Source organism: Neorhizobium lilium, from assembly GCF_004053875.1.
GTDB classification, from domain to species: Bacteria; Pseudomonadota; Alphaproteobacteria; order Rhizobiales; family Rhizobiaceae; genus Neorhizobium; species Neorhizobium lilii.
In genome coordinates this window covers 499,439-524,434 of the sequence record NZ_SBIP01000003.1, presented here as the reverse complement: position 1 = coordinate 524,434, position 24,996 = coordinate 499,439, and the positions used below count along the sequence as shown (strand labels likewise).

Genomic DNA, 24,996 nt, shown 5'->3' with positions numbered 1-24,996 from the left:
GACTTCACACACTCTAAAAAAAGTCAAAGTCTCCGGCTGCCTTGCTCAGCGGCTGGGAGTGGCCGTGACGCAGCCCGGTGGCAAGCGCTTTCTGCATGTCGGCAAGCTTGACGAGGCTTATCGCAGTCGAGACATCGACCGTCCAGGTTTCCGGAATGGTGGAGGTGATCGTATCGATGAACTCCGCCAGGCCGCGGGTCTTTTGAACAGCCAGGTCAATGCCCTGCAACACCTTCATGCTGTCGTTGGACATCAGCATCTCATCGCCGCAAAGCTCCAGAAGCTGCGGCTCGATTCGTTCGATCAGATAGGCCACGTCATGCAGCTCCGAGACCAGACGCATCAGAACATCCGGGAGCGACTCTTCCAGGGAAGCGCTCGATAGCGTGACGATGTCGTTCATGGCTTTCCCTGCTTCCTGCGAAAATCTTGGATCAAAAGAATTCGATATTGTTATCGACTGGCTTGGGCGGCATGCGGGCCGGACGCGTTTCAAGCGCGACTGTTCTCTGGGTCTCGGCACCGGTGAGCGGATACTGGCGCGCCCTGCCACTGACAGGCCAGAATTCAAGCTTGCGGCCATGATCGCCGCCAGTGGAGGAACCCACGACGGAAATGCCTTCGTCCCGCAGGAACTGCATGGCAAAGGCAGCATTCTGTTCGCCGACATTGGAAAAGCTTGCGATGGTTTTCGCACCACCGAAGACTTTCGCCTCCAGCCTGTCGCGACGCGCGCCCTGTTTCAGCAGCCCGTTGATCAGAAGCTCCATGAGGTGGACGCCGTAGCGGGTGGCATCCCCCCCGGCCGCCATTGCCTCAGCACTGCCTGGAAGCAGGAAGTGGTTCATGCCGCCGACGCCGGCGACAGGATCGCGAAGACACGCAGCCACGCACGAGCCAAGGATCGTAGACAGTACGACGTCGGGATCGTTGACGACCTTGTACTCACCCTGGATGATATGAATGCGCCTGGCTGGGGCCGCATCGTTCATTTTAGCGCTCCGAATACCGCTTCGATAGCGGCTTTCATCTTCTCGATCGTGAATGGCTTCGCAAGGACGTTGTTGGCGCCGAGCTGAGCTGCCTTCTGCACCAGCGCCCGGTCTCCCTGCGCCGTCAGGATGATGAAGGCCGCCTTCTTGGTGTTCGGATTGGCGCGAACAGCCTGAAGGAAGTTGATCCCGTCCATCTTCGGCATATTGAAGTCGGAGATGACGAGGTGATGGGGCTGCTCGGTCATGATCTTCAGGCCCTGCTCGCCATCGCCGGCGGCAGTGATCTGCTTGAAGCCGAGCTGGCTCAGAGCGTCGCTGAGAAGCAGTCGGCTGGTGACCTGATCGTCCACGATCAGAACTTTGATTTTTTCAGCGAGGGACATTATTCGGCACCTTCTTTTCGGGCGGCAGTTAACTTCAACACTTCTTCTCCAATGGAGCCCAGCGGCAGCTGCTGTTCGACGGCCCCAATCTCGTAGGCCACGCGCGGCATGCCGTAGACCACACAGGTCTTCTCGTTCTGGCCGATCGTCCGCGCACCCGCACTGCGCATTCTCAGCAAGCCAGAGGCCCCGTCGCGACCCATTCCCGTCAGGATGACCCCGACGGCATTGCGTCCTGCCAGTTCCGCCACCGAGTCGAAAAGGACGTCGACCGACGGCCTGTGGCCGTTTACCGGATCCCTCTCGATCAGCCGGCAGGTTGGCGCTGACGGATTGACCACCTGAAGATGCCGGTCGCCACCGGGTGCCAGATAGATCTTGCCGATCTCCAGACGCGCACCATCGGTCGCTTCCTGCACGACAGGAGCGCAGATACGATTAAGCCGCTCAGCAAAACTTTTGGTAAACGTAGAAGGCATATGTTGAGTGATTACTGTCGGTGGGCAGTTCTGCGGGAACTTTTGCAGCACCGTAATCAGTGCTTCGACGCCTCCGGTCGATGATCCGATCGCCACGATCTTGCGGCCAACCTTGAATCCAGCCGCCGGACTGATCGCCAGACCCGGCTGCACAGCGCTACGGCGATGGGCAGAACGGGCCGCAGCCTTCACCTTCTCGGCAAGGTCGATGAAGGGATGCCGGTCTCCCGGTCCAGGCTTTCCGACGCAGTCGAAGGCGCCGATCTCCAGCGCAGCCAGCGACGCATTGGCGCCATGGTGGGTCATGGTCGAGACCATGATCACCGGCATGGGCCGCAGCCGCATGATCTTCTCGAGAAACTCCAGCCCGTTCATATTGGGCATCTCGATGTCGAGCGTCACCACGTCCGGATTGAGCTGCTTGATGGCTGCGCGCGCTTCGAGCGCATCGCCGGCCTGCCCGATGACGTTGACTTCGGGATCCGCATTGAGCACGGCCGTGATCAGGCCGCGCATGGTCGGCGAGTCGTCCACCACAAGGACGCGTGCGGGAGTGCTCATAGGGCCCTCCCCGTGCTCTTGCCGGTATAGCGATAGGTGGTGATGCCTATATTGTCGAAGAGGTTCTTGGCATCGCCCGATACCCGCTCGGAATGGCCGATATAGAGATGCCCGCCCTGCGGCAGCAGAGAGGCGAAGCGCGACCAGATCTTCACCTGCGTCGGCTCGTCGAAATAGATGACGACGTTGCGGCAGAAGATCACGTCGAAACCGCCCTTGAACGGCCACTGCGTCATTAGATTGAGTTCGTTGTAGGTGATGAGCTTCTTTACGCGCTCGTCCACCTGGAAGCGGCGACGACCATTCGCGTCGATTTCCTTGAACCACTGCTTGCGCATGGCTGGCGACACCGTCTCCAGGGCGTTCTCGTCATAGACGCCGGCACGGGCGAGCGCGAGGATCTTGGGATCGATGTCGGTCGCCAGGATGCGGAAATCGTAGTCGGCAGCGTTTGGCAGGACCGAAAGAACGGTCAGCGCGATCGAATATGGCTCCTGCCCGTCCGAACAGGCAGCCGACCAGATACGGACGCGGCCACCGCTCTTGGCACGGGCGATCAGGCCCGGAAGAACCTCGTCGCGCAAATGCTCGAAATGGTGGTTCTCGCGGAAGAAACGCGTGAAGTTGGTCGTCAGATAAGACAGCATCTCACGGCGTTCACCGGCGCCCTCGGGAGAGGAGACGAGTGAAATGTAGTCCTTGAAGCCGCGCAGACCGAGCGAACGGATGTGCTTGGACAGCCTGGAATAAACGAGCGATGCCTTGGAATCATTGAGATAGATCCCGGCGTCTGCATAGATCATCGCCGCGATTTCGCCGAGATCGCGACGCGTCAGCGGATATTCGCCGCTGGCCAGCACCTCGTCGGGAGACTGTCTCGGATCGATCGCACCTAAAGCCTTCATGCCGCTTCACTCTCTTTTTCCGGGAAAAGCCAATCCAGGTCGATCAGGCAGATCATCCGCTTGTCGATCGCCAGGATTCCCCGTGCGCATTGCCGCTCCAGATCCGAGGAGACTTCGGGCACGGGCTGAATGTTTTCGTCCGTGATGGTGAGTATGTCGGAGACGGCCTCCACCAGAAGGCCGACCACACGTTCGCGCATATGCGCCACGATGATGACATAGCGCGGCGTAGGTTCCGCCTCACCCATGCCCAGCCGCGCCGAAAGATCCACGATCGGAAGCACTGCGCCGCGCAGGTTGACGATGCCCATGACATAGGCCGGGGCGTGCGGCATGGGCGTTGCCGGTGTCCAGCCGCGGATTTCGCGAACTGACATGATGTTCACGCAGAATTCCTGATCCCCGATGCGAAAAGCGATCAGCTCCTGGCTTCCCTGAACAAGATTCTTCACGGCGTACGACATACTCATCAACCCGTGGCGGCTAGAGACATTTCGGCTTTGAGCGACTGCCCGCGTGATGCGGCGACCACTGCATCGACATCGAGAATGAGTGCGACGCGTCCATCCCCCAGGATCGTTGCTGCCGCGATACCCGGCACGTGGGTGTAGTTCGCTTCAAGCGATTTGATGACCACCTGGCGCTGACCCTGGATGGCGTCAACCATCAGGGCGCGCTGACCGCCGCCTTCGGATTCCACCAGAAGCGCGACGCCCTCGACCGGGTTGGCCTGAGTGGAACGGAAGTTCAGGATACGCCCGACGTCCACCAGCGGGCAGAAGGAGTTGCGGATAGAGATCAGACGCTGCGTCGCGCCAAAGGAGTGGATGGCGGAGGCTTCCGGCTGCAATGTTTCGACGATCGCAGTCAGCGGCACGACAAGTGTCTGGCCCGCAACCGTGACGACCATGCCGTCGAGAACGGCCAGGGTGAGCGGCAGGCTCATCGTGAACGTCGAGCCGAGACCGGGGCGCGAGGAGATCGAGATGCGACCGCCGAGAGCCTGGATCGACCGCTTGACCACGTCCATGCCGACGCCGCGGCCGGAAATGTCCGAGATCGTATCGGCGGTCGAGAAGCCGGGCGCGAAGATCAGGTTATCGATTTCCTCGTCCGACAGGTTCGCGTCGGGGGCGATCAGATCGTTGTCGATAGCCTTCTGCTTGACGCGTTCGCGGTTGATACCGCCGCCGTCGTCGGCAAGCTCGATCAGGATGCGGCCCGAGCGATGCTTGGCAGTCAGTTTGATCGTGCCTTCCGGATCCTTGCCGGCAGCCTCGCGCTTTTCGGGCGTTTCGATGCCGTGGTCGACTGCGTTGCGGATCATGTGCGTCAGCGGTTCGGCGATCTTGTCGATGACCGTCTTGTCGACTTCGGTGTTTTCACCCTCGGTGACGAGTCGGATCGACTTGCCGACCATGTCGGCGACTTCGCGAACGATACGCGACATGCGCTGGAAGACTGGCTTGACCGGCTGGGCTCGGATCGCCATGACCGAATCCTGGATCTCGCGGGTGAGCTGCTGCAGCTCTTCGAGACCTATATTGACGGCCGAGGTGCCGGTTGCGTCGTTCTCGACAACGCTCTGGGACAGCATGGCCTGATTGATGACCAGCTCGCCCACGAGGTTGATGAGGCGGTCGACGCGATCGAGATCGACGCGGATCGTCTGGCCGGCAGCAGCTGCTGCAGCGGCCGCATTGTTCTGCGCAGCGGCGGCGGCTGCGGTTTCCTTCTTTTCGGCCCGCGCAGCGGCACCCGCCGCCTTGGCGACGTTCGACGCCGTCTCGGCAGCCGCAACCGCTGCGGCAAGGGTTTCTTCGGCCTTATCGTCCACGGCCGGAGCGTCGTCCAAAGCAGACAGATCGAACGGCACGGGGATCATCGGCAGTTCTTCATCGGAGCTTTCCGCTTCCGAAGGCTTCACTTCCAGATCGCAGTCCCATTCGGCGAATTCGAAGACCGCGCGGAGGTCATCTTCGCTCTTGGCGGTCTTGATCGAGATGGTCCAACCGAAATAGGAGCCTTCCGGGTCCATCTTGTCCAGCGCCGGCAGCGCCGTCGCATCGCAGTTGATGCTCATCTCGCCGATGCGGGACAGGTCGCGCAGCAGGAGTGCCGCTTCGTTGCCCTTGGAGTAAAGCTCGCGGCGCGGCTTGAACATGATGTCATAGGTGGAGCCTTCGATTGCAGGCTCGTCGCTGCCGAAGTCATCGAAGGTAAAGGGAATCGGCTGAAAACCGCTGTCGTCCGTCGGCTTCGGCGATTCGGCCTTGGGCGCTGCTGCCGGGGCTTTGGCGGCCGGCTTGGGTGCCTCATGGCTTGCAGGCGACGGAACATCGCCGTGGGCAAGCGCCTCCAGTTCCTTGACCAGGCCGCGGGTCCGCGTTTCGTCGACGCTGCCGCCATCGCGGGAAGCAGCCACCAGATCGGCCAGCACGTCGGCCGATTTCAGCATGACCTTGAGAACGTCCTGGGTCGGCTCCAGCTTGTTGGAGCGCACACAGTCCAGCGTGGTTTCAAAGACGTGGGCGAAGGAGACAAGGTCATCAAGACCAAATGCACCCGCACCTCCCTTGATGGAATGAACGGCGCGAAAAACGGCATTAACCGTCTCGGGGTCGCGATCCCCGTCGTTCAGCTTGAGAAGACCAGACTCCAGTTCAGCGAGCTGCTCTTCGCATTCCTGAAAGAAGATCTCTTTGATTTCGTTCATATCCATCGGAGGGCTTCCTGGCTCAGGCGGTTACACGCTCGATCGCATCGATCAGTTTGGCAGGATCGAAGGGCTTTACGATCCAGCCCGTCGCACCGGCCTGCCGAGCCCGGTTCTTCTTTTCGGCGTCGCTCTCGGTGGTCAGCACCAGGATCGGCACCGCACGGTATTTTTCGTTGCGCCGAACGCCTTCGATAAAGCCAAAGCCATCGAGGCGCGGCATGTTGATATCGGTGACGATGACGTCGGGATTACAGCCCTCAAGGACTTCCAGGCCTTCCACGCCGTCTTCGGCCTGGATGGTCTCGAAGCCTGCATTGTTCAGGGTCACCAGAAGCATGTTACGAATTGTCCGTGAGTCATCCACGGTGAGCACTTTTTTCTTCACGGCTAGATCTCCTTAGCGACCAAATTTGCGGGATTGATGCCGATGAGCTGCATCGTTTTTTCGAATGCGTCCGACGCCTTTTCGACGAGGAAGGACTTCTTGTCCTCATCCCACGCCCGGGCGCCGGCCACCAAAACCTGTGCGCACTGAACGCCGACACGCTCGACGCCGGAGGCGTCAAGAACGATGTCACTGCCGCGCATGGAGATGAGCTGGCCGTGCAATGCAGAGGCCTCGTTGAGGTCCAGCACCGCAGACAGCTTCATTTTTCCCGATCCAGCTTTCTTGGCCGCCATCAGCTAATTCCTTGTCTTTTCCGGAAGTGGGTTTCGCCTTCGTCCATCCGCGCCGGCGACATGTGGGCAATCGCGGCAAAACTTGCTTCGGACCGAGAAACGAGGTGGCTTTTAGGGGGCTCGGCATAGTGCGACTGCCGCGCGATGCGGAACTCCCGCACGGTGCGCCCCAATTCGAGAATAACAGAATGAAGCTCGTCGGCCCCTTCACTGGAGCGGCGCGCAACGGCTGCCGTACCGGCGACATCCTGTCCAAGCGCGCCGATCTCCGCCGTGACGCGGTCGAGGCCGCCTGCCTGTTCGTTCGCTTCCACCGCAATGCCTGCAATGGCGTCGTTGATATCGGACACCTGGCGGACGATGCCCTCAATGGCGTTCTGCGTGCGTTGAACCATGTCGACACCGGCATCCACCTGCGTCTTCGTGCCGGTCACCAGCGTCTTGATCTCACGGGCGGCATCTGCGGACCGCTGGGCAAGCGCCCGAACCTCTTGCGCCACGACGGCGAAGCCGCGGCCGGAGTCACCCGCGCGAGCCGCTTCGATACCGGCGTTGAGGGCCAGGAGATTGGTCTGGAAGGCGATCTCGTCGATGACGCCGATGATCTGGCCGATCTTTTCTGCGGAAGCCTCGATATCGGCCATGGCGTTGATGGCGCGGCCCACGACTTCACCGCTCTCTTCGACCGAGCGTCGCGTGGAGGCGGTCGCCTTTTCCGCAGCCACCGTGCCGGCAGCACTTTGCTTGACCCGCGTCGTCAGCGTGGACAGCACCTGTGCTGCATCCTGCAACCGGGCCGACTGATTTTCTGAGGCGGATGCGAATGCCTGGGAAGTCTCGGCGAGAGCCGTGGTCAAGAGGGCAGCCTGCTCGCCATTGCCTGCGACGTCGGAGAATTTCGTCTGGATACGTTCGATCGCCTGGCCGAGAAGCGCTGCCAGTTCGCGATAGGCTTCCGGAACCTCGACCGGCAGAGCGGCCGTAAGGTCTCCCTGCGCCAAGGCGGAGATGACGGCGAGGAAGGTTTCGACCGCCTGCGCCTGATCTTCGCTGCGCTGGTCGGCCAGCGCCCGCTGATGCTTCTGCCGCAGTTCGTTGAAGCGCAGCGAGACTGCAATCTCGACATCGACCATGACGAGGCGCACCAGAGCCCCGACGAGATCGAGACGTTCTTTTTCGCGCTTTTTGCCACCGGACAGAAGCGACTTCGGCGCCATGTCCACGATCGCGCCTGCGAGCAAATGCTCCAGCATGACGGCGTGGCCGGCGACGTGCCAGCGGGGATCGAGGCCGATCCGGCTTTCGGTATCCGACAGAACCTTGACGCGGTCGGCATAGAGGGCGTCGAAACGGGCGTCGGTCAGGACACTCCAATGGGACGACTGAAGGTCATGCAGGCGCTCGATCTGCTGTTCGCTGTCGAAGTTGCGGGCTGCATCGGGGAAGGTCTGGAGGCGGTGGAAAAGATCGCGGAGGCCTGACTTGAGGTGCGGCTCGAGCTGCGGACGGCAGCGTCTCAGCAGATCGCGCAGTTCCGCGTCGAGGCCGGCAAACGCCAGTCTCTCGCCCAGGCTGCCCGCCTGGTTTCGTCGCGCCTGATCCGCTGACGTTTCCTGCACCAAATCCGTCCCCAAAAGCTCGTACAACCGACATGGCTGGCCGCATAACGCCTGATCGATCAGCGCCGGAAATGTTCGGAGATGGTCGCGCGAGAACTAGCCATGAGGCATCGACTGCGCATTCACCGCAAGGCACTTCGGAAATTGATGATGGGCGAATACCGGATTGGCACCGGTACGGCTTTGCGGCTTCATGCCTCGGTCAGACCGGAGTCTTCCCATTTCGCCGTGGTCACCAATTTGTATGGTTAATTCCTTGCGCGAAGGTTAATAGCCAGCAAAACAGCCGCGTTTTGATCCAGATCAGGCATTTCGCCGTCAGCGACAAGTATTGTTCCGGCGCCAAATCATTGCACCGATGGGTCCAACATGGTCGCTAGCCCGCGCTGACCTTGGGGATCGCCCATATCCGCAAGCGCCTGGAAGATCCGCTGCGCATCCGCTCGCCGTTTCAGGTTGAGATAGGCATAGCCGCGCAAAGACATGAGATCGGTCTGTTCCGGGACGATCTGGGCACGCTGATCGAGAGCGACCAACGCCTCGCGATAGCGGCCGAGCTTGAAGGCATCCACTGCGCGGTTGGCCAGAATACTGCTCTGGAGTTCGACCGCACGGGTGTTGTTCTGGCCGGCATCGGCCGCGGCGACCGAGGCATTGTCGGTCAAGCCGACCCGTAGATAGGCAAGGCTTCGTCCATATGCAGCATCGGACCGGATGCCCGGCTGAATGCTCGATCCTGCTGCCTCGAAAGCCCGCGCCGCTTCTAGAGGCCGGTTGAGGTCCATGAGGCACCAGCCTCTCGCCAGCGCTTGTTCGGGTGTCAGCTGGCGGCTGTCCGACGTCGTCCAGCAGCGGTTGGGCCGCGCGGAAGACTGGGCGGCCGAGACCCTTGGGGCGCGAACCGCCGGGCGCATCGGCTCCAGAGCAGGCTGTTCAACAGCCATCGGCTGCCGTTCCTGAACCATCTCGGTTTGTCCACTTCCAATGGCTGTCGGGGCGGACGGTGTGAGCACAGGGCGACGCGTGCCGGGGGCATGCTGTACCGGCCTGCCCACTTCCGCTATCCGTTCCGACTTGCCGGCCCAGGCTCTCTGGATCGCCGCAAGACCCGGCTTGTCGTTCAGGTCGTTGCGTGAAAGGGCGAGACCATAGGCCGATGGCTCGTCGTCCGGTTTCCATGCAAGAGCGGTGCTGAACCATTCCGCAGCCGTTTTTGGCTGGCGCATGGCTCGGGCATACCAGCCGAACTGCTGCGCGGCATCGGCGTTGTGGCTGGCGATGACAACCGGCGCCATGCGGGCCAGAACCTCTCCCTGCAGAACCGGCGGAGGCTCCATGGCCAGAAGATTGGCGACTGCGGCGAGATAGGCTTCCTTTGACCCGTCCGAACTGTCCCGCCAGCGGTAGAGAACGTTTTCCGCCTCGAGGGGGGATTTCTGCCGGATAAGCGTCAGCGCAAGACCCTCTGCAGCAGATGCCGTTTCCTCCTTGGCGACGGCGCGGCGGAACCAACGCTCGGCAGCGCCCAGGTTATCGCGGCGATAGTAATACCAGCCGAGCAGCAAGGCATCAGAGGCAAGGTTCTGGGATTCCGCCAGGCGCTCCAGGCGGCCAAGATATTTTTCCGCCACGACCAGCTTGGGATCACCGTTCCCTTGGCCAACGAGCCGGCGGGCGAGATCGTCACGGACACTGTCGAACTCGGGACTGCCGCCTGGAACCGTGCGCTCCTTGGCAAGCAGTTCTTCGGTCATATCCAGCGGCAGGAGTTCGCCTGCCTTCTGAACCGTCGCAAGGCGTTCCGCGCTGCTGTCGCAGTTGTTGAGAATGTAGAGATAGGCATCCCGTGCCCTCGCCGGCTTTTCCGTCGCAGCAAAGGCTTGAGCCAGCCGCCAAAGAACATCCACTTCGCTGCAAGTCAGCAGGCCGGGGTTATCGGTCGCGACCCGGATGACCGATTCGTATTCCTTCGTGTCGGAAGCGGTCGTCAGAATGGCGCGCGCCTCCGCAAGCTTCAATCTGTCGAGCAGGTCGGGCGGCGGCTGCCAACCCGGCTCCTGCGCCTGCCGTGCGGCAATTGCCTGGCGCACATCCGCATACCGGGCCTGGGCGTAGAGCTCCCACAGATTTTCCAACTGCGGGTCGCTGCTCGGGGGGCTGGCCAGCGGATCGGCCGGGGGCGTCCAACTGGGGTAAAGGGTACGTAGCCTCGATATTTCCGCCTGCAGGCGAGCTGTGTCGCCACGGGCCGCGAAGTAGCGTAGCGCACTTTCGTCCACAGCCGGCTGGCTCGCAGCATTTGCGTTTGATGACGGCCGCGCCTCCTCGCGGTTCACAGGAGCAGGCGCCTGAGCCATCTCATCCAGGAGATCGACCGATGGAGACTGTGCAAGCACCAGCGCCGCTGGCCCCGAGACATCTTCGACGGTATCCCGTGGTAAGACGAGCTGCGCCATCAGCCGCTCGGTCTTGGGCGCAGCCGAAACGAGGCGTGGCGCCTTGACAGCCATTCCGGTTCCGATCGATCCTGTGACCGAGCCGAAGTCAACCGTGGGCTGCCGGCTCATGCCGTACAGCCCTGCTGCTACGACGCCCAGCGCCGTCAAAGTGACCAGCGAAAACTTCATGTAGACTCCGGTGCTGCACAAAATTGTAAACGATTTGTGCCGTTGGCGCACACGACAAAGTGCGGATTGACCATTTTCCCGAAGAATGCGCGGAGATGGTTAACGAACATTTTACATTTCGCGCATCAGATACTGAGATTGACGCGACAAATGCGTTGCGGCTCCTATTTTGGTTAGGACGCTTCCTTGAGACGGCAACGGTCGGGCTATGACTGCCCGTGAATGCGAGTGCTTTATGGCAGACAGGCAGATCATCAGCGGCCGGAATGAGAAGCGCGAATTGCGACGCGGCTTCGGGATCCTCGCTGCCTTGCTTCCGCTCGCTATCTCCAGCTGCGCAGGCCAGCCGGTACAGATGGGCTCTACGGTCAAGACCGTCACCGTCGAACAGGCCCTGGTCATGCCGCCGCCAGCCGGCCCCGGTATCGTCAACGTTATCGAAAGGCGCTACGACAACGCTATCGAGCAGGAGATTCACCTCTTCACTTCCGCCATGACACCCGGCCAGAACATGCTGAAAGCCCAGGTTTTCGGCACTGTTGCGCCTTTCCGGATGAGCTCGAACGCTCTGACCTCGACGCCCGTGACCGAAGCCGGCATCGCCTCCGAAATGCGCAGGGCTCTGCCCGGTATTCGCATGGCCCGCTCGAATTTCTACGTCCAGAACAGCTATGGTCCGTTCGGCTATGCCTTCGGGCGCGGAGCGGGAACCGATCTTTGCATCTATGGTTGGCAGCAGGTGCGTTCGCCCACCGGCACCATGTCTCCATTTGCCAATTACGGCTCCATCCAGATCCGGCTGCGCGTCTGCGAAGCGGGCGCCACCGAGCAGAAGCTGCTCGCCATCATGTATCATTTCACCATTGTCGGCGCGGTGGATGCCGGTGGCTGGAACCCCTATGGGGAGCCGAGTGGAGTTTCCCCGACGCTTGGCGGTAACGGCGCCCCCACCTATCCGCGGCCTGCGAGCACAGAGCCTATGGTTCCCGTCATTCCCCAGCGGCAATCGATGATGATGAACTCAGCGCCTCTGGCTGCTCCGGCGACCGCCGTACGGCGCCGCGCGGCGGATACGGCTCCGGTCGCACAACCGGCCACAACTATGCCTTTGGCACCAGGGGTGCCGCAGGTGCCGGGGCCTGGTGGAAGCGCCATCCCCGTCCAAGCCGGTTCTCCTGCACCTCTCGTTCCGTCTCCCTCCGTATCGCCAGCGACGACCAACGTCGCTGTCCCCTCCCCATCCTGCTCCACCCAAAAGGGGGGCACCAACCTTGTCTGTCGTTGATCGCCATGTTTTATCGGCGTCAGCCGGACTGCGGAGGTAGACGTCTATGCGTACCGCATTCTCCGCCGTCGTCTGGGCCCTTGCAACCCTGATGATCGTGCTCCTGGTGACGTTGCCCATCAACACCCGGACACAGCTGATCGCCAGCATTTTGATCGTCGGAGCCATGACGATCATCAAGCTCCTCAATGCAGAGGGCAAATGGCGTCTGGTCGCGCTCGCCTTCGGCACTGCCATGGTGCTCCGGTATGTCTACTGGCGCACGACAAGCACGCTTCCGCCGGTCAACCAGCTGGAAAACTTCATTCCGGGCCTGCTCGTCTATCTGGCCGAAATGTACAGCGTGCTTATGCTGGGCTTGAGCCTGTTCGTCGTCGCCATGCCTCTGCCGCCGCGCAAGATCGTCGGCAAGGCGACGGGCCGGTTGCCGACCGTCGATGTCTTCGTTCCGTCCTACAACGAGGACGAAGGCCTGCTCGCCAATACGCTTGCCGCCGCGCGCAACATGGATTATCCGGCCGACAAGTTCACCGTCTGGCTGCTGGACGACGGCAGCACCGTCCAGAAACGCAAGTCCGCCAATGTCGCCGACGCCCGCGCAGCAGAGCAGCGCCAGAAGGCCCTGCAGCAGCTTTGCGACGACTTGGGCGTGCGCTACCTCACCCGAGAGCGCAACGAGCATGCCAAGGCCGGCAATCTCAATAACGGCCTTGCCCATTCCTCCGGGGAGCTGATCGCGGTGTTCGATGCAGACCACGCTCCTGCACGCGACTTCCTGCTGGAAACGGTTCATTACTTCGAAAACCATCCGAAGCTCTTTCTCGTCCAGACCCCGCATTTCTTCCTCAATCCGGACCCGGTCGAGCGCAATCTGCGAACGTTCGAGAAGATGCCGAGCGAGAACGAGATGTTCTACGGTATCATCCAACGCGGCCTCGACAAGTGGAACGCCGCCTTCTTCTGCGGCTCGGCGGCCGTTCTCAACCGCAAGGCGCTGGAAGTTTCCAACGGGTTCAGCGGCATCAGCATCACGGAAGACTGCGAGACGGCGCTCGATCTGCACGGGCTGGGCTGGCACAGCATCTATGTGGACCGGCCGCTGATCGCCGGGCTTCAGCCCGCGACGTTTGCAAGCTTCATCGGCCAGCGCAGCCGCTGGGCGCAGGGGATGATGCAGATCCTCCGCTTCCGCTTCCCGCCACTCAAGCGCGGGCTCTCCTTCCCGCAGCGCCTGTGCTACATGTCATCGACGCTGTTCTGGCTCTTCCCCTTCCCGCGCACCATCTTCCTGTTCGCGCCGCTGTTCTACCTGTTCTTCGACCTACAGATCTTCACCTCCTCCGGCGGCGAATTCCTCGTCTATTCGCTGACCTACATGGTCGTGAACATGCTGATGCAGAACTACCTTTATGGTTCGTTCCGCTGGCCTTGGATTTCCGAGCTATACGAATACGTCCAGACGGTGCATCTTCTGCCCGCGGTGGTGTCGGTCATGCTCAACCCACGCAAGCCGACCTTCAAGGTGACGGCCAAGGACGAATCCGTCTCGGTGAGCCGGCTTTCCGAAATCAGCCGGCCCTTCTTCGTCATCTTCGCTGTTTTGGTGGTTGCCTTCGGCATGAGCGTCTACCGCATCTATGCCGAACCCTATAAGGCCGATGTGACGCTGGTCGTCGGCGGCTGGAACCTGCTCAACATCATCATCGCCGGATGCGCGCTCGGCGTCGTGTCGGAACGGGGCGAGCGGCAGTCGTCACGGCGCGTTCGCGTCAGTCGGCGCTGCGAATTCGGCATCGGCGACCGCTGGTTCACCGCCACGATCGAGGATGTCTCCGTCAACGGTGCGGCGCTGCAGGTTTATAACGAGGGCTTCCGCGACTTCTCCATCCAGAACGTCGGCAAGATCCGCTTTCAGCCCTATGGCGACATGCCGATAAGCGACCTTCCCATCGAAATCCGCAACTTCGACAGTATCGGCGATGTGACCTCTATCGGCTGCCGTTACATGCCGCAGAAAGCCACCGACCACCGGCTGATCGCCGACCTGATCTTCGCCAATTCTGCACAGTGGACGCAGTTCCAGATGGGACGCCGTCACAATCCGGGCCTGTTACGTGGTACGGTGTGGTTCCTGGGCATCGCGCTCTACCAAACGACCCGCGGTCTCGGTTATCTGGTCAAGGACATGGGCCGGAAACGCCCGACCGAGGAAGCATGAGGAGGCTTGCCATGAATAAAGCCGCCCTTCTGGTTCTGCTCACCTGCCTGTCTGCGTCAAGCGCATGGGCACAAACACCTGTACCTGCCCCCTTCGACATGGGGCCGGAGCAAGGGAGACAAGCCCCTCCGGCAGCGGCCCCCGCCCCCAGCACGCCGTCGGCGCCAATTCCGGCCGCTCCGCCGAGACCTTTGTCGCGTGACATCCCGTTGACGCCGCCGCGCCAGGCCTTGCCTTCAAGGCCTGTTACGCCAACGCCGCCGGCTCCCGCAGCACAAGCGACGGCACCTTCTCAGGCCAAGACTTCAGAGCCTGTCGATCTGGGGCGACGCTATCTCGTGCCATCCGGAAGCCTTCGCCTGGCGGGTGAGGTCGAACAGCGTTCATGGTCGGTTTATCTGACCGCCGAACAGGCCGCGTCGCCGGCCAAGCTTCATTTCGCCTACAAGAACTCGATCTTCGTGGCGCCCGAGGTCTCCAACCTCCGTATCACCGTCAACGACGTCCAGCTTTACGCCAAGCGGATCGCTTCTTCAGATCAATCGACGGAACAGGCAGTCACGGTTCCGGCAGGCGTGCTGAAGGCAGGCGCGAACCTCATCCGTTTTCGCGCGGATCAGCGCCACCGCACGGACTGCACCGTCGAATCCACCTTCGAACTCTGGACCGACATCGACCCTAAGAAAACCTTCCTCTCCTTCGACAACAAACAAAGCGGGCGGTTTACGCGGCTCGACGATCTGAGGGCCGTGGGGCTCGACGGCCAGGGCCGGACGCGCTTCCGGTTGATCGTGCCCTCGCTCGACCAGCTCGGCGCAACCGATGTGCTCATGCGCCTGGCGCAGGGTCTCGCCCTGACGGGCGGCATGCCCAACCAGTCTTTCAGCCTGCAGAAACAGGTCTCCGGTACCCTCCAGCCCGGGGAGCTTGCAGTTTTCGTCGGCACGCCGGATGAGCTGAGGCCGCAGCTGCCGAATGTCGCCTCCGTCGCATCCGCTGCAGCGATCGCAAGTTTCGTCGATTACCCCGGAGGCAACGGCGCCTCTGCGCTCGTTCTATCCGGTCCCACCTGGCCCTCGATCCAGGGACTGATCGAGAGCTTCGTCACGTCCACCGACGGATCAGCTACGCAACGACGCGAAGCCCTGTCGACGCTCAGCTGGAACGGCGTCGATACGCCTCTGCTATTTGGCGGTGGTCTCGTTAACTTCGCCAACATGGGTGTCGCGGGTGAAGAATTCTCCGGTCGTCTCTACCGGACCCGGTTCACCATCGGTGTACCAGCCGACTTCTACGCCAACGCATATGGGGAGGCCCGCATCCTTCTCGACGCGGCTTACAGCGCCAGCGTGCTGCCAGGCAGCCATATCGACGTTCTTGTGAACGGCAATCTTGCGTCCACCGTGCCGATCACCTCGACGGGCGGCGCCATTCTCCGGCATCTTCCGATCAAGCTCACGCTGCGGCATTTCAAGCCCGGGGTGAACACGATCGTCATCGAAGCGGCGCTCATGACCGCGGCCGACAAAGCCTGCGCGCCAGGTGCAACGGCCGACGACAAATCCCGCTTTGCACTTTTCGGCAGCTCGCAATTCGAAATGCCGGATTTCGCCCGCATTGCCCAGATCCCCAATCTCAGTGCGGTTGCCGGGACGGGCTATCCCTATGCCAACAGTCGCGAGCCGGTTTCCCTCTTCCTCGGGCGTATTGACGAAAAGACGCTCTCGTCAGCCGCAACCTTCCTCGGCAAGACGGCGGTCGCCTCGCACAGGATCATGCCGGTCGGCGTCACGATCTCCGCCGCCCGCGCTGCAGGGCGGGATGCGCTCTTCGTCGGATCGATCTCGGAGTTCCCTGCCAATGTCCTGTCGCAACTCAAGATCGATGAGGATAGCCGCAACAGTTGGAATCCCGATGGCGGCAGTCAGGCACCGTCCGCGTCTTCCCTCACGCTGCGGGACTGGCAGGATCGCACAGGCAATAATTTCCTCAGCCGGCAGTTCTCGGCCCTGGCCGACTGGGCCAAGGAAAACTTCGACCTCTCGGCGACCATGCTACGCTTTGCACCGGCGACCAACGAGATGTACAAGCCGCCCAGCACCGCGAAGATGATCGTTGCGCAGGAAAGCGATCCGACGGGGCTGGGCACCTGGACGGCCATCATTTCACCCAGCGGCGACGCGCTGGCCGAGGGAATGGAGCAGTTCGCCATGCAGGATAACTGGGATGCCCTCAAAGGCCGGATCGCCATCTATGGCGGCGCTGATGTGCCGGTCGATACGGTGGCGGTCAGCTGGTTCCGCTTCTTGCCGACCCAAAGCCTCTCCTTCACCAATGCACGATTGATCGCAGCCAACTGGCTCTCGGACAATATCATGTCCTACAGCCTGCTTCTGGCCGCCAGCGCCGTGCTCGTCGGACTTGCGACCACCGGCCTTCTGTCACGGATCGGCCGGGAGTAGGCGACCCGATCAGAGCGGAGGCAGCCCGTAACGGCCGCTGAATTTCCGGCTGACATGGAGAGAGCCCCCGAGGCCGAAGCGCCAAGGCAAATCGGCAGCCTGGGAGATGCCGATCCGACGTCCGGTGACCACCTGCGCCTGAGTGTCCGGTGCTGCCAAGGTAAAAGGTGCCTCCAGCAGCGGCTGTCCGTTGTGTTCGATACCGATGCCGAGCGCCTGACAGAGACGGCCAGGCCCGGAGCACAACAGAAGCGGATCGGGCCGGCCACGCCGTGCAGCCATATCTTCCAGGCCACGGACCGGCTGGAGTGCCCGAATAAGCACTGCACTTCCCGGGCGGCAGACGAAATTCGCGCACCAGTGGATCCCGTAAGAGCGGTAAACGTAGAGGTGCGCCGGCGGGCCGAACATCACGCTGTTGCGGGGGCTAGGCCCCCGGAAGGCGTGCGAGGCCGGATCATCCGGCTCATAGGCTTCGGTTTCCACGATGATACCGCCGCAGCCCGAAAGATCGAATTCGTAGCCGATCAGATCATGCGCAACCTCAACGGCGCTGCGATAAAAGAATGCTTGGTTCAGGAGCATGGGCCGCGCTTCAATTTATCCGTGAAAGCGCAGCTATAAGTAAGTTCCCGGTGTTTGTCTCGGGCGTCCGCGCGCGCAGCCCGGTGCTTCAGTGGTAACCGCGATCCGGAATTGCAAAAAGGCTTGCAAGCAAGGACAAGGCGGCACGCTGCCACCATAGAGGACGCACAGCCGCGCCGATGGCCAAGGTTTAGAAACGCCCTACGAACTCGTACAGGACAAAGCCCAAGGCTGCCAAAGCCAAACCCATGGCGATAATGGTCGATAGGTTTTGCATCCTCTTCTCCCGTCAGTGGCCATGTGCCCCGTCATGGAGCGGCCGCGATACCGACGAAGAGGAATAACCCCGGGAGCGCGGAAAGTTTCAATGGAGAAGGCGATTAATCCACGCCCTGCCGACGTCATGTAAAATCGAAGCCTAACGGCAGGGTCCAAATGTCTTCAAGCGAAACACAGACGTGCCAATTGCGACCATGAAACCAGAAGGGGTGACGCTTGTTTATCTTTTCTGAAGAACTGACGGCGAATGTTGCTCTCAAGGCGCAGCGATTCGCGCCAAGTAACGGAGTTCGCATGTCACTGGTACAGTTTCCCGCAGATCGACGCACCGCCGACATCAGACGATGTGTAAAGGCACTTCAGGACCTGCACGGGGAAGAGGCAAACCGCTTCTGGCGGGCCGAGATGATGCGCTTTGCTTGCGCCTTGCGCGAGCAGGGCGTTGAGGAGGCCGAAGTTTCGCACCAGGCGCATCTCTACCTGGCAGCCGTGCAGATGGAACTGGAACGGGCCTTTGCCGAAGAACGCATCGACGCGTCCCGCAGGCGGACGTGAGACTTTCGGGGAAAGCTTCACGCTCTCCCCGATAGTGCCGTGAGTGGTGCGATGTCGTTGGACATCGTCTTGTCTTCAAATCGGTGGTGCGGTCAGATCTGAACCTGTCCGCCATCGACAAACAGCTCGACGCCGTTGACGAAGGAAGCGTCGTCGGAGGCAAGGAAGAGCACCGCTTTAGCGATTTCCTCAGGTTTGCCGATACGGCCGGCAGGAATGAGGCCTGCGAGATAGTTTTTCGTGCCCTCGGCTTGGTCGCCGCTACCGAACAGTTCGTTGAGGCCGGCCGTGTCGGTCACACCGGGGCTGATCGCGTTGACACGGATACGGCGATCCTTGAGGTCGAGGATCCAGTTGCGTGCGAAATTCCGGATGGCCGCCTTCGTCGCGGAATAGACGCTGAATGCAGGCGTCCCGGAAATGCTTGTGGTCGAAGAGGTCAACACGATCGCAGCGCCATCGCGCAGCAGCGGCAAGGCTTTCTGGACGGTGAAGAGGACGCCTTTCACATTGGTGTCGAACGTGCTCTGATAATGCTCCTCGGTAATAGCGCCAAGTGCTGCGAACTCCCCGCCACCTGCATTGGCGAAGACGACGTCGATTTGGGAATGCTTCTGCTGGACTGTGTCATAAAGGCGATCGATGTCGGCGAGAATGCCCATGTCGCCCTGGACGCCGACGACACCACCGCCGATCTCTTTGACTGCGGCATCAAGCGCCTGCTGACGGCGGCCGGTGATGAACACCCAGGCGCCCTCTGCCACGAAGGCCTTTGCGGTTGCAAGGCCGATGCCGCTCGTCCCGCCTGTCACGATTACGACCCTGTTCTGAAACCTGTTCGTCATTGTCTTTCTCCGCTTGATCCGGCTCCAATGCCGTTGGGAGACCATGCCCGCAGAACGCTGATGCACATAGTCGGCAAAACTGCTACTTAGCGTTCCAAATAAGGAACGATAATGCGAAGCGACCTGAATGATTTGGCATATTTTGCAGAAGTGGTGGCATATGGCGGATTTGCCGCTGCGGGACGGGCACTGCATGAGCCGAAATCGAAACTAAGCCGCCGGGTCGCTGGCCTCGAGGCACGGTTGGGCGTGCGGCTCATCGAGCGGTCGAGCCGGCGCTTCCGCGTCACCGACGTCGGGCAGGCCTTCTATCAGCGGTGCAAGGCGATGCTGGCAGAGGCCGAACGTGCGGAAACCCTTGTTGCGGAGGCGCAATCGGAACCGCACGGGCTAATCCGGATGAGCTGCCCGACCGGGCTCATCGAACCTATCTCGGCGCTCGTCATGCAGTTTCTTGCCCAGTATCCGAAGGTGCGGCTGCAACTCCTTGCCATCGATCGGCCCGTCGATCTCATTGAGGAAAGGATCGATGTCGCGCTGCGCGTCCGCACGGCTTTGGACAGCGATGCGTCGCTGACGATGCGGTCGCTCGGCAATTCGATCCGCATTCTGGTTGCCAGTCCGCAACTGGCGAGCCGGATCGCGGATGTGGAAAGCCTTTCGGGACTGCCAACGCTTGCAACCACCGACGAGCAGAACGACATCGATTGGCATCTCGAGACCGATGACGGCCGCACACATAACTTGCGTCACATTCCAAGGATGGGATGCGCCGACTTTTCAGCGGTCAGAACAGCGGCCGTTACCGGTCTGGGGGTCGCGCTCCTCCCCGATCACACGTGCCGAGAGGCCCTGGAAGCGGGAACGTTGGTGAGAGTGCTGCCGGCATGGCGAGGCGTGCAGGGGCTCGTCCACCTTGTCTTCACCACGCGCCGCGGCCTTCCACCGGCCGTTCGGAAATTCATCGACAGCCTCGCGGCGGGATTCCCGCGTGATGCGCTGGCGCGCCGTTAGCAGAACCCGCTCGCCGGCCACCCTGGGGGTCGGTGACGGGACCGAGGCCAATAGCCGAGATTGCATGGTGGTTGTCTTAAAGCGTGTCGGGAACACACTCTAGACGCCCCAAGTGCGCTCCAACACCGAGATCCAATTGCGATGTGCGATCTTCGCCAGAGCCTCGTGGTCATAGCCTGCCTCGCGTAGCGCTCCCATCAGGCGCGGCAGGCCGGTAACGTCGCCGATCCTCCTGGAGATCAGCGTTCCGTCGAAGTCCGAGCCCAAGGCGACGTGATCGATCCCGACCTTTTCCACCAGATAGTCGATGTGGCGGACCATGACCGAAAGGTCCAGGTCGATATCCGCCTTGCCTTCCGGATGCAGGAATTTTACGCCGAAATTCAGGCCGATCAACCCGCCAGTATCGCGAATGGCATCGAGCTGAGCGTCGGTCGCGTTGCGGCTGTGCGGGCAGATCGCAAACGCATTCGAATGGGAGGCGACCAGCGGCGCATCGGAGATCTTCGCTATGTCCCAGAAGCCGGCATCGTTCATATGCGAGAGATCGACCATGATCTTCAGGCGATTGCACAGCCGGATCAGATCGCGGCCTGCCTCGGTCAGCCCCGGACCGATATCGGGCTTATGGCCGAAGCGGAAGGGAACGCCATGCGCAAAAATGTTCGGACGGCTCCAGACGGGACCAAGCGTTCGCAAGCCCGCGGCATGCAGGACCGGAATAAGATCGAGATCCGCGCCGGCAGCCTCGATGCCCTCGATATGGAAGATCGCGGCGAAACGGTCTTCCGCCATCGCAGCGCGGATTTCGCCGGCGGACACGCAGACCTTGAAGGCGCCTTCCGACTGGGCTTCTATGCTTCGCAGAAGCGCTGCCTGCGCGATCGTCTGGTCGAGCGCGCTCTGACGATCGACGCGCGGCAGGTCGCCGTTGGCGTCGAGGTCCCGACCGGACGGTACGTAGACGGCGCAAAGCCCGCCGGCGACTCCGCCACTTCGTGCGCGGGGAAGATCTATATGCACGCCCGGCTGGCCGTTCAGGAAACGCGCTTCCGCGCCTTCGCGGCCCTCGCGCATCAGGCGGGAGAGAATATCGTTGTGTCCGTCGAATACCGGAACGGGAGCTTCTGGTTCGGTCACGCGAACCTCCTTACAGTACGATTGCGTGGATTGTTTCGTGCGTGGCGACGAATGCCTTGCCTTCGGGCGTCACCCAGCCCCGGAACATGCCCGGTGTATTGAAGGGTGCACTGATTGCGCCCTTGGCGTCGATAGCGACAAGGCCCGCGCCGATCTGATGCGGGGCAAGGTCGCGATTGACGACGACATCCGCGGCTGTTTCAAGATCTTCCCCGAGATAGGCCATGCGCGAGGCAATTTCGTGCCCCACGACATAACGGATGAAGAATTCGCCCTTGCCGGTCCCGGAGACTGCGCAGATGCCGTCGCGCGCATAGGTGCCTGCGCCGATGACCGGGCTGTCACCCACGCGGCCATCAGGCTTGTTCGTGTAGCCGCCGGTCGAAGTCGCGGCAGCAAGATGGCCTGCCGCATCAAGCGCAACCGCGCCCACCGTGCCATGCTTCTCGTTCTCCGTCCCTTCCGTTCCTGCTGTCGCATGTGACTTCATCGCCGCCAGCGCATCCTGCCGCTTTCGGGTGGTGAAATAGGATTGCGGCTCGATATCCAGGCCCTTGGCCTCGGCAAACGTGTCTGCGGCGCCTGCCGTCAGAAATACAGCGCGGCCGTCCTCCATCAGAGCGCGGGCCGCCTTTACCGGATTGCGTATAGTCCGCGCAGCGCTGATCGCCCCGGCAGCCAGCGTCTCGCCATCCATGATCGAGGCATCGAGTTCGTGGATGCCGTTTTCGTTGAGCGCCGCTCCATGCCCGGCGTTGAAATGCGCGCTGTTCTCCATCACCACGACGGCGGCCTCGACTGCCTCGACTGCTCGGCCGCCGCTCGCGAGCACGGCATATCCGGCGCGCAGAGCGGCGGCGATGTCATCGCGGGCAGCAGCCCATTCTTCCACGCTCATGCTGTCCTCCGGCATCACGCCGCATCCGCCGTGTATCGCCAAAGCGATCTTCGTCATGTTCCGCTCCGATTTCGAAAACCTCGTTCCCCGAGGCCGATGGAAAATGCCTGTCCGAACGAACCGGCAGGCCCTCAGTTAAAGGCGATATCGCCGATCACCCGTACCCGTACACGCCGAGCGCCACCGGGCAAATAAGCGATCGGAATGTCTTCAACCTCGAGCGTCTTGAGGCTCTCACGGCTGGCACCGGAGGCGATGGCTGCATTCTGCGCTTCGGCTTCCGCGGTGGACAAAGCCTCGTCTCGGCTGACGCCGGAAAACACCTGATCGACCTCGCCCGATACCTGTGCCATCGCCGCGCCGAGTGCATTGGCGACGCCGGCATTTTCGACCCGGAGCACCTCTGAAGCGCCGCCAATCCGCTCAGGGATCAGGAAGGCGCCTCCACCGACTGCGATCAGCGGTACGTCGTCGGATGAAGTCTTCATCTGGTCGAAACTATCGGCCACCATGTCGCGGATACGGGCAAGGCTTGCCGCGACGAAGGCCGGATCGAGATCCTTCACCAGGTCTCGATCACCCATGTCGATCAGACCCGCCGCCACCGCCACATCCGAGGTCGTCAGCGTATCGCCGCCGAACACGCAAGCTTCGCTGAGGATGCGGTATCCGACCGAACGCGGACCGATCTTGCCGGTGTGCGGATCGATGATCGTACCGCCGCCAAGCGCGATCGGCAGAAGGTCCGGCATGCGGAACAGTGTGCGGACACCACCGACATGGACGATATTGTTCGCCTCGCGCGGAAATCCGCCGACCAGGCAACCGATATCGGACGTGGTGCCGCCGACATCGATGACCATTGCATCACTCAAGCCGGTCAGGAAAGTCGCGCCGCGCATGGAGTTGGTGGGGCCGGAGGCAAAGCTGTGCACCGGGTTGGATGCAGCCACGTCCGCCAGCGCCACGGTGCCATCGTTCTGGGTCAGGAAGAACGGAGCGGAGATCGAGGCTTCGCGCAGCGCATCGGAAAAGGCCTGGACCGTGGTCTTGCCGAGCGACTGCAGCGCCGCATTCAGAAGCGCCACGTTCTCCCGTTCCAGCAAGCCGATACGGCCGAGCGTGTGCGACAGGGTGATGCGGGCGCTCGGAATGATTGAGCGAACGATCTCCGCGGCCCTGACCTCGCATTCGGTGGTCAGCGGCGAAAATACCGCCGAAATGGCGATCGAGGTGATACCGGCATCGCGGATCTTCATCGCGGCTTCGCGAATCTCGTCCGGGATCATCGGCACCAGCGGGCTGCCATCGTATTCGTGGCCGCCATGCACCATGAAGATCAGCGGATCGACCGCTGCGCGCAGATCATCCGGCCAGTCGCACATCGGCGGCAGAGAGGAGCCGCTTGGCAGCGCAATGCGGATCGCCGCGACCCGCTCCAGCCGGGCGCGCTCGACCACCGCATTGGTGAAATGCGTGGTGCCGATCATCACGGCATCGATCGGCCTGTCGCTCGGACCGATCTGGCCGGACACATGCCCGAGTGCCGCCTTGACGCCGGACATCACGTCCTGCGTGGTCGGGACCTTGATCGAGGACAGGATCGTGTCCCCGTCGATGAGCACGGCGTCCGTATTGGTGCCGCCTACGTCAATGCCGATGCGTTTCATCAGAATACCGATTTGAAATCAATGTTGTAACCAAAGGCGCGAGGCCCGACGGCAGCAATACCCGCTGGCGAAGTCAGCAGTTCCGGCGCTGGCAGCGCGACGACCGTGACCCGCTGCCCATAACGAACGGATTCCGTACCGATCGCGCCACCGGAAACGGTGTCGAGCAGGCAGAGAAGATCCGGCGTCATGGCGACGGGTGCGCCATCGCGGAAGGCGACCGCCCACTCGTTCTGGAACGCCAGTTCCAACTGAGACCCCTTGTCTGTGTCGATGCCTTCGATCACGGTCTTACCGCGCAGAAAGCCGCCGGTGGTTTCACGTACCACGTCGATGACCTTGCCGCGAAACAGCTGCTTGCCACCTTCGTGATCGAGCACCGCCTGGACGGGATCATCGTGGCGGGCACGCGCATCGATGACGGCGCGACCGAGCTCGGTCGCTTTGGTGACCGTGTAGTGGATGCCCCAGTCCTTGACTTCCCGGCCGGTGCGCGGAGCCTTGCATGTGGCAGCCGTCGAGCCGACTTCCGTGCAGACTTTTCGTGAAATGCGCTCCATCCATTTCCAGGAGGCGGCACGGGTGACGATGACCTCATTGTCGCGGATGTCGACCAGCGACAACGGGAACATCGGCAGGTTGCCGATCGCAAACGATGTCATCTGGGCTTCGGGATATGCGCGGCCCATGGCGTCGGCGTTGACGACAGGGCGGTCGAGCATGGCGCCGGCGAGGAAAGACGACAGCGCGTTCGAACCGCCGATCTCGACGCTCATAATGGCGCGGAACGGCTTACCGAGATAATCCTCCATCATTTCGACGGCGCGGGCGAGCTGTGCCGGATCGCTCAGACGCTCCTGCCCCACCAGCGGTGCGCCCATCAGGGATACGACGGCGACCATGTCGTCATCGGCAAGATCCATCGGGTCGATGATCTGCACCCGGCGACCTTCGGCATAGAGCCTGCGCAGGTTGAGGGTCGAAATATATGGATTTCCACCGCCGCCGGTGCCCAGAATCCAGGCGCCCGTGGCGAGCGGTTCAATATTTTCCTCGGGGAATTCCTGAAGCATGTT

Annotated in this window: 22 protein-coding genes; 5 read left to right on the top strand and 17 right to left on the bottom strand. The window is 61.7% G+C overall.

Annotation, left to right across the window (positions count from 1 at the left end; all coding sequences use genetic code 11):
- Positions 1 to 13 precede the first annotated feature (13 nt).
- From cheT to EPK99_RS15040, 11 genes are all read right to left on the bottom strand, one after another.
- Positions 14 to 403, bottom strand: a complete 390-nt coding sequence (cheT, locus tag EPK99_RS15090; protein WP_128443900.1) for a chemotaxis protein CheT — start codon at positions 401 to 403, stop codon at positions 14 to 16.
- A gap of 31 nt (positions 404 to 434) precedes the next feature.
- Positions 435 to 992, bottom strand: coding sequence for a chemoreceptor glutamine deamidase CheD (gene cheD, locus EPK99_RS15085; protein ID WP_128443899.1), 558 nt, complete (start codon positions 990 to 992; stop codon positions 435 to 437).
- Positions 989 to 1,378, bottom strand: coding sequence for a response regulator (locus EPK99_RS15080; protein ID WP_128443898.1), 390 nt, complete (start codon positions 1,376 to 1,378; stop codon positions 989 to 991). The genes cheD and EPK99_RS15080 overlap by 4 nt, the downstream gene beginning before the upstream one ends.
- Complete coding sequence (cheB, locus tag EPK99_RS15075) at positions 1,378 to 2,418, bottom strand: protein-glutamate O-methylesterase CheB (RefSeq protein WP_128443897.1); 1,041 nt, start codon at positions 2,416 to 2,418, stop codon at positions 1,378 to 1,380. Before cheB ends, EPK99_RS15080 begins: the two co-directional genes overlap by 1 nt.
- Positions 2,415 to 3,323 (bottom strand): protein-glutamate O-methyltransferase CheR, encoded by a 909-nt coding sequence (gene cheR / locus EPK99_RS15070; RefSeq protein WP_128443896.1) that lies wholly within the window; start codon positions 3,321 to 3,323, stop codon positions 2,415 to 2,417. Before cheR ends, cheB begins: the two co-directional genes overlap by 4 nt.
- Complete coding sequence (locus EPK99_RS15065) at positions 3,320 to 3,787, bottom strand: chemotaxis protein CheW (protein ID WP_128443895.1); 468 nt, start codon at positions 3,785 to 3,787, stop codon at positions 3,320 to 3,322. Before EPK99_RS15065 ends, cheR begins: the two co-directional genes overlap by 4 nt.
- Positions 3,788 to 3,792: 5 nt before the next feature.
- On the bottom strand, positions 3,793 to 6,045 hold the full coding sequence (locus EPK99_RS15060; protein ID WP_128443894.1) for a chemotaxis protein CheA: 2,253 nt from the start codon (positions 6,043 to 6,045) through the stop codon (positions 3,793 to 3,795).
- A 16-nt stretch (positions 6,046 to 6,061) separates the two neighbouring features.
- The gene (cheY1, locus tag EPK99_RS15055; protein WP_007753206.1) at positions 6,062 to 6,427 is read right to left on the bottom strand and encodes a chemotaxis response regulator CheY1; all 366 of its coding nucleotides are present in this window, start codon (positions 6,425 to 6,427) and stop codon (positions 6,062 to 6,064) included.
- Positions 6,428 to 6,429: 2 nt separating this feature from the next.
- Entirely contained in the window at positions 6,430 to 6,723 is a 294-nt protein-coding gene (locus tag EPK99_RS15050; protein WP_128443893.1) for an STAS domain-containing protein, read from the bottom strand.
- Positions 6,723 to 8,345, bottom strand: coding sequence for a globin-coupled sensor protein (locus EPK99_RS15045; RefSeq protein WP_128443892.1), 1,623 nt, complete (start codon positions 8,343 to 8,345; stop codon positions 6,723 to 6,725). The genes EPK99_RS15050 and EPK99_RS15045 overlap by 1 nt, the downstream gene beginning before the upstream one ends.
- Positions 8,346 to 8,689: 344 nt before the next feature.
- Positions 8,690 to 10,969, bottom strand: coding sequence for a tetratricopeptide repeat protein (locus tag EPK99_RS15040; RefSeq protein WP_128443891.1), 2,280 nt, complete (start codon positions 10,967 to 10,969; stop codon positions 8,690 to 8,692).
- Positions 10,970 to 11,204: 235 nt separating this feature from the next.
- On the opposite strand from EPK99_RS15040, the gene bcsN reads away from it, so the two are divergent.
- The 3 genes from bcsN to EPK99_RS15025 are packed head-to-tail and all read left to right on the top strand — an operon-like array spanning position 11,205 to position 16,934.
- A complete protein-coding gene (bcsN, locus tag EPK99_RS15035) occupies positions 11,205 to 12,254 on the top strand; it encodes a cellulose biosynthesis protein BcsN (RefSeq protein ID WP_164901781.1) in 1,050 nt (349 codons plus the stop codon).
- 46 nt (positions 12,255 to 12,300) lie between these two features.
- The gene (gene bcsA, locus EPK99_RS15030) at positions 12,301 to 14,472 is read left to right on the top strand and encodes a UDP-forming cellulose synthase catalytic subunit (protein WP_128443889.1); all 2,172 of its coding nucleotides are present in this window, start codon (positions 12,301 to 12,303) and stop codon (positions 14,470 to 14,472) included.
- Between the two features lie 11 nt (positions 14,473 to 14,483).
- A complete protein-coding gene (locus EPK99_RS15025; protein WP_164901780.1) occupies positions 14,484 to 16,934 on the top strand; it encodes a cellulose biosynthesis cyclic di-GMP-binding regulatory protein BcsB in 2,451 nt (816 codons plus the stop codon).
- A gap of 9 nt (positions 16,935 to 16,943) precedes the next feature.
- Here the strand turns inward: EPK99_RS15025 and EPK99_RS15020 are convergent, their stop codons facing one another.
- Entirely contained in the window at positions 16,944 to 17,519 is a 576-nt protein-coding gene (locus EPK99_RS15020) for a DNA-3-methyladenine glycosylase (protein ID WP_128443887.1), read from the bottom strand.
- Positions 17,520 to 18,092: 573 nt separating this feature from the next.
- On the opposite strand from EPK99_RS15020, the gene EPK99_RS15015 reads away from it, so the two are divergent.
- Positions 18,093 to 18,353 (top strand): DUF6074 family protein, encoded by a 261-nt coding sequence (locus EPK99_RS15015; protein ID WP_128443886.1) that lies wholly within the window; start codon positions 18,093 to 18,095, stop codon positions 18,351 to 18,353.
- Between the two features lie 92 nt (positions 18,354 to 18,445).
- On the opposite strand, the gene EPK99_RS15010 is transcribed toward EPK99_RS15015, so the two are convergent.
- Positions 18,446 to 19,198 carry an SDR family oxidoreductase gene (locus tag EPK99_RS15010; protein WP_128443885.1) on the bottom strand — a complete coding sequence of 251 codons (753 nt, stop codon included), beginning with the start codon at positions 19,196 to 19,198 and terminating at the stop codon, positions 18,446 to 18,448.
- A gap of 111 nt (positions 19,199 to 19,309) precedes the next feature.
- Between EPK99_RS15010 and EPK99_RS15005 the strand changes: the two genes are divergently transcribed.
- On the top strand, positions 19,310 to 20,212 hold the full coding sequence (locus EPK99_RS15005) for a LysR family transcriptional regulator (RefSeq protein WP_128443884.1): 903 nt from the start codon (positions 19,310 to 19,312) through the stop codon (positions 20,210 to 20,212).
- Positions 20,213 to 20,311: 99 nt separating this feature from the next.
- Here the strand turns inward: EPK99_RS15005 and EPK99_RS15000 are convergent, their stop codons facing one another.
- From EPK99_RS15000 to EPK99_RS14985, 4 genes are all read right to left on the bottom strand, one after another.
- Positions 20,312 to 21,352 carry a dipeptidase gene (locus EPK99_RS15000; protein ID WP_128443883.1) on the bottom strand — a complete coding sequence of 347 codons (1,041 nt, stop codon included), beginning with the start codon at positions 21,350 to 21,352 and terminating at the stop codon, positions 20,312 to 20,314.
- A gap of 10 nt (positions 21,353 to 21,362) precedes the next feature.
- The gene (locus tag EPK99_RS14995) at positions 21,363 to 22,307 is read right to left on the bottom strand and encodes an isoaspartyl peptidase/L-asparaginase family protein (RefSeq protein WP_128443882.1); all 945 of its coding nucleotides are present in this window, start codon (positions 22,305 to 22,307) and stop codon (positions 21,363 to 21,365) included.
- Positions 22,308 to 22,381: 74 nt separating this feature from the next.
- Positions 22,382 to 23,920: a hydantoinase/oxoprolinase N-terminal domain-containing protein gene (locus EPK99_RS14990; RefSeq protein WP_128443881.1), complete on the bottom strand. Its 1,539-nt coding sequence runs from the start codon at positions 23,918 to 23,920 to the stop codon at positions 22,382 to 22,384.
- A complete protein-coding gene (locus EPK99_RS14985) occupies positions 23,920 to 24,993 on the bottom strand; it encodes an S-methyl thiohydantoin desulfurase family protein (protein WP_128443880.1) in 1,074 nt (357 codons plus the stop codon). Before EPK99_RS14985 ends, EPK99_RS14990 begins: the two co-directional genes overlap by 1 nt.
- Between the last annotated feature and the right edge of the window lie 3 nt (positions 24,994 to 24,996).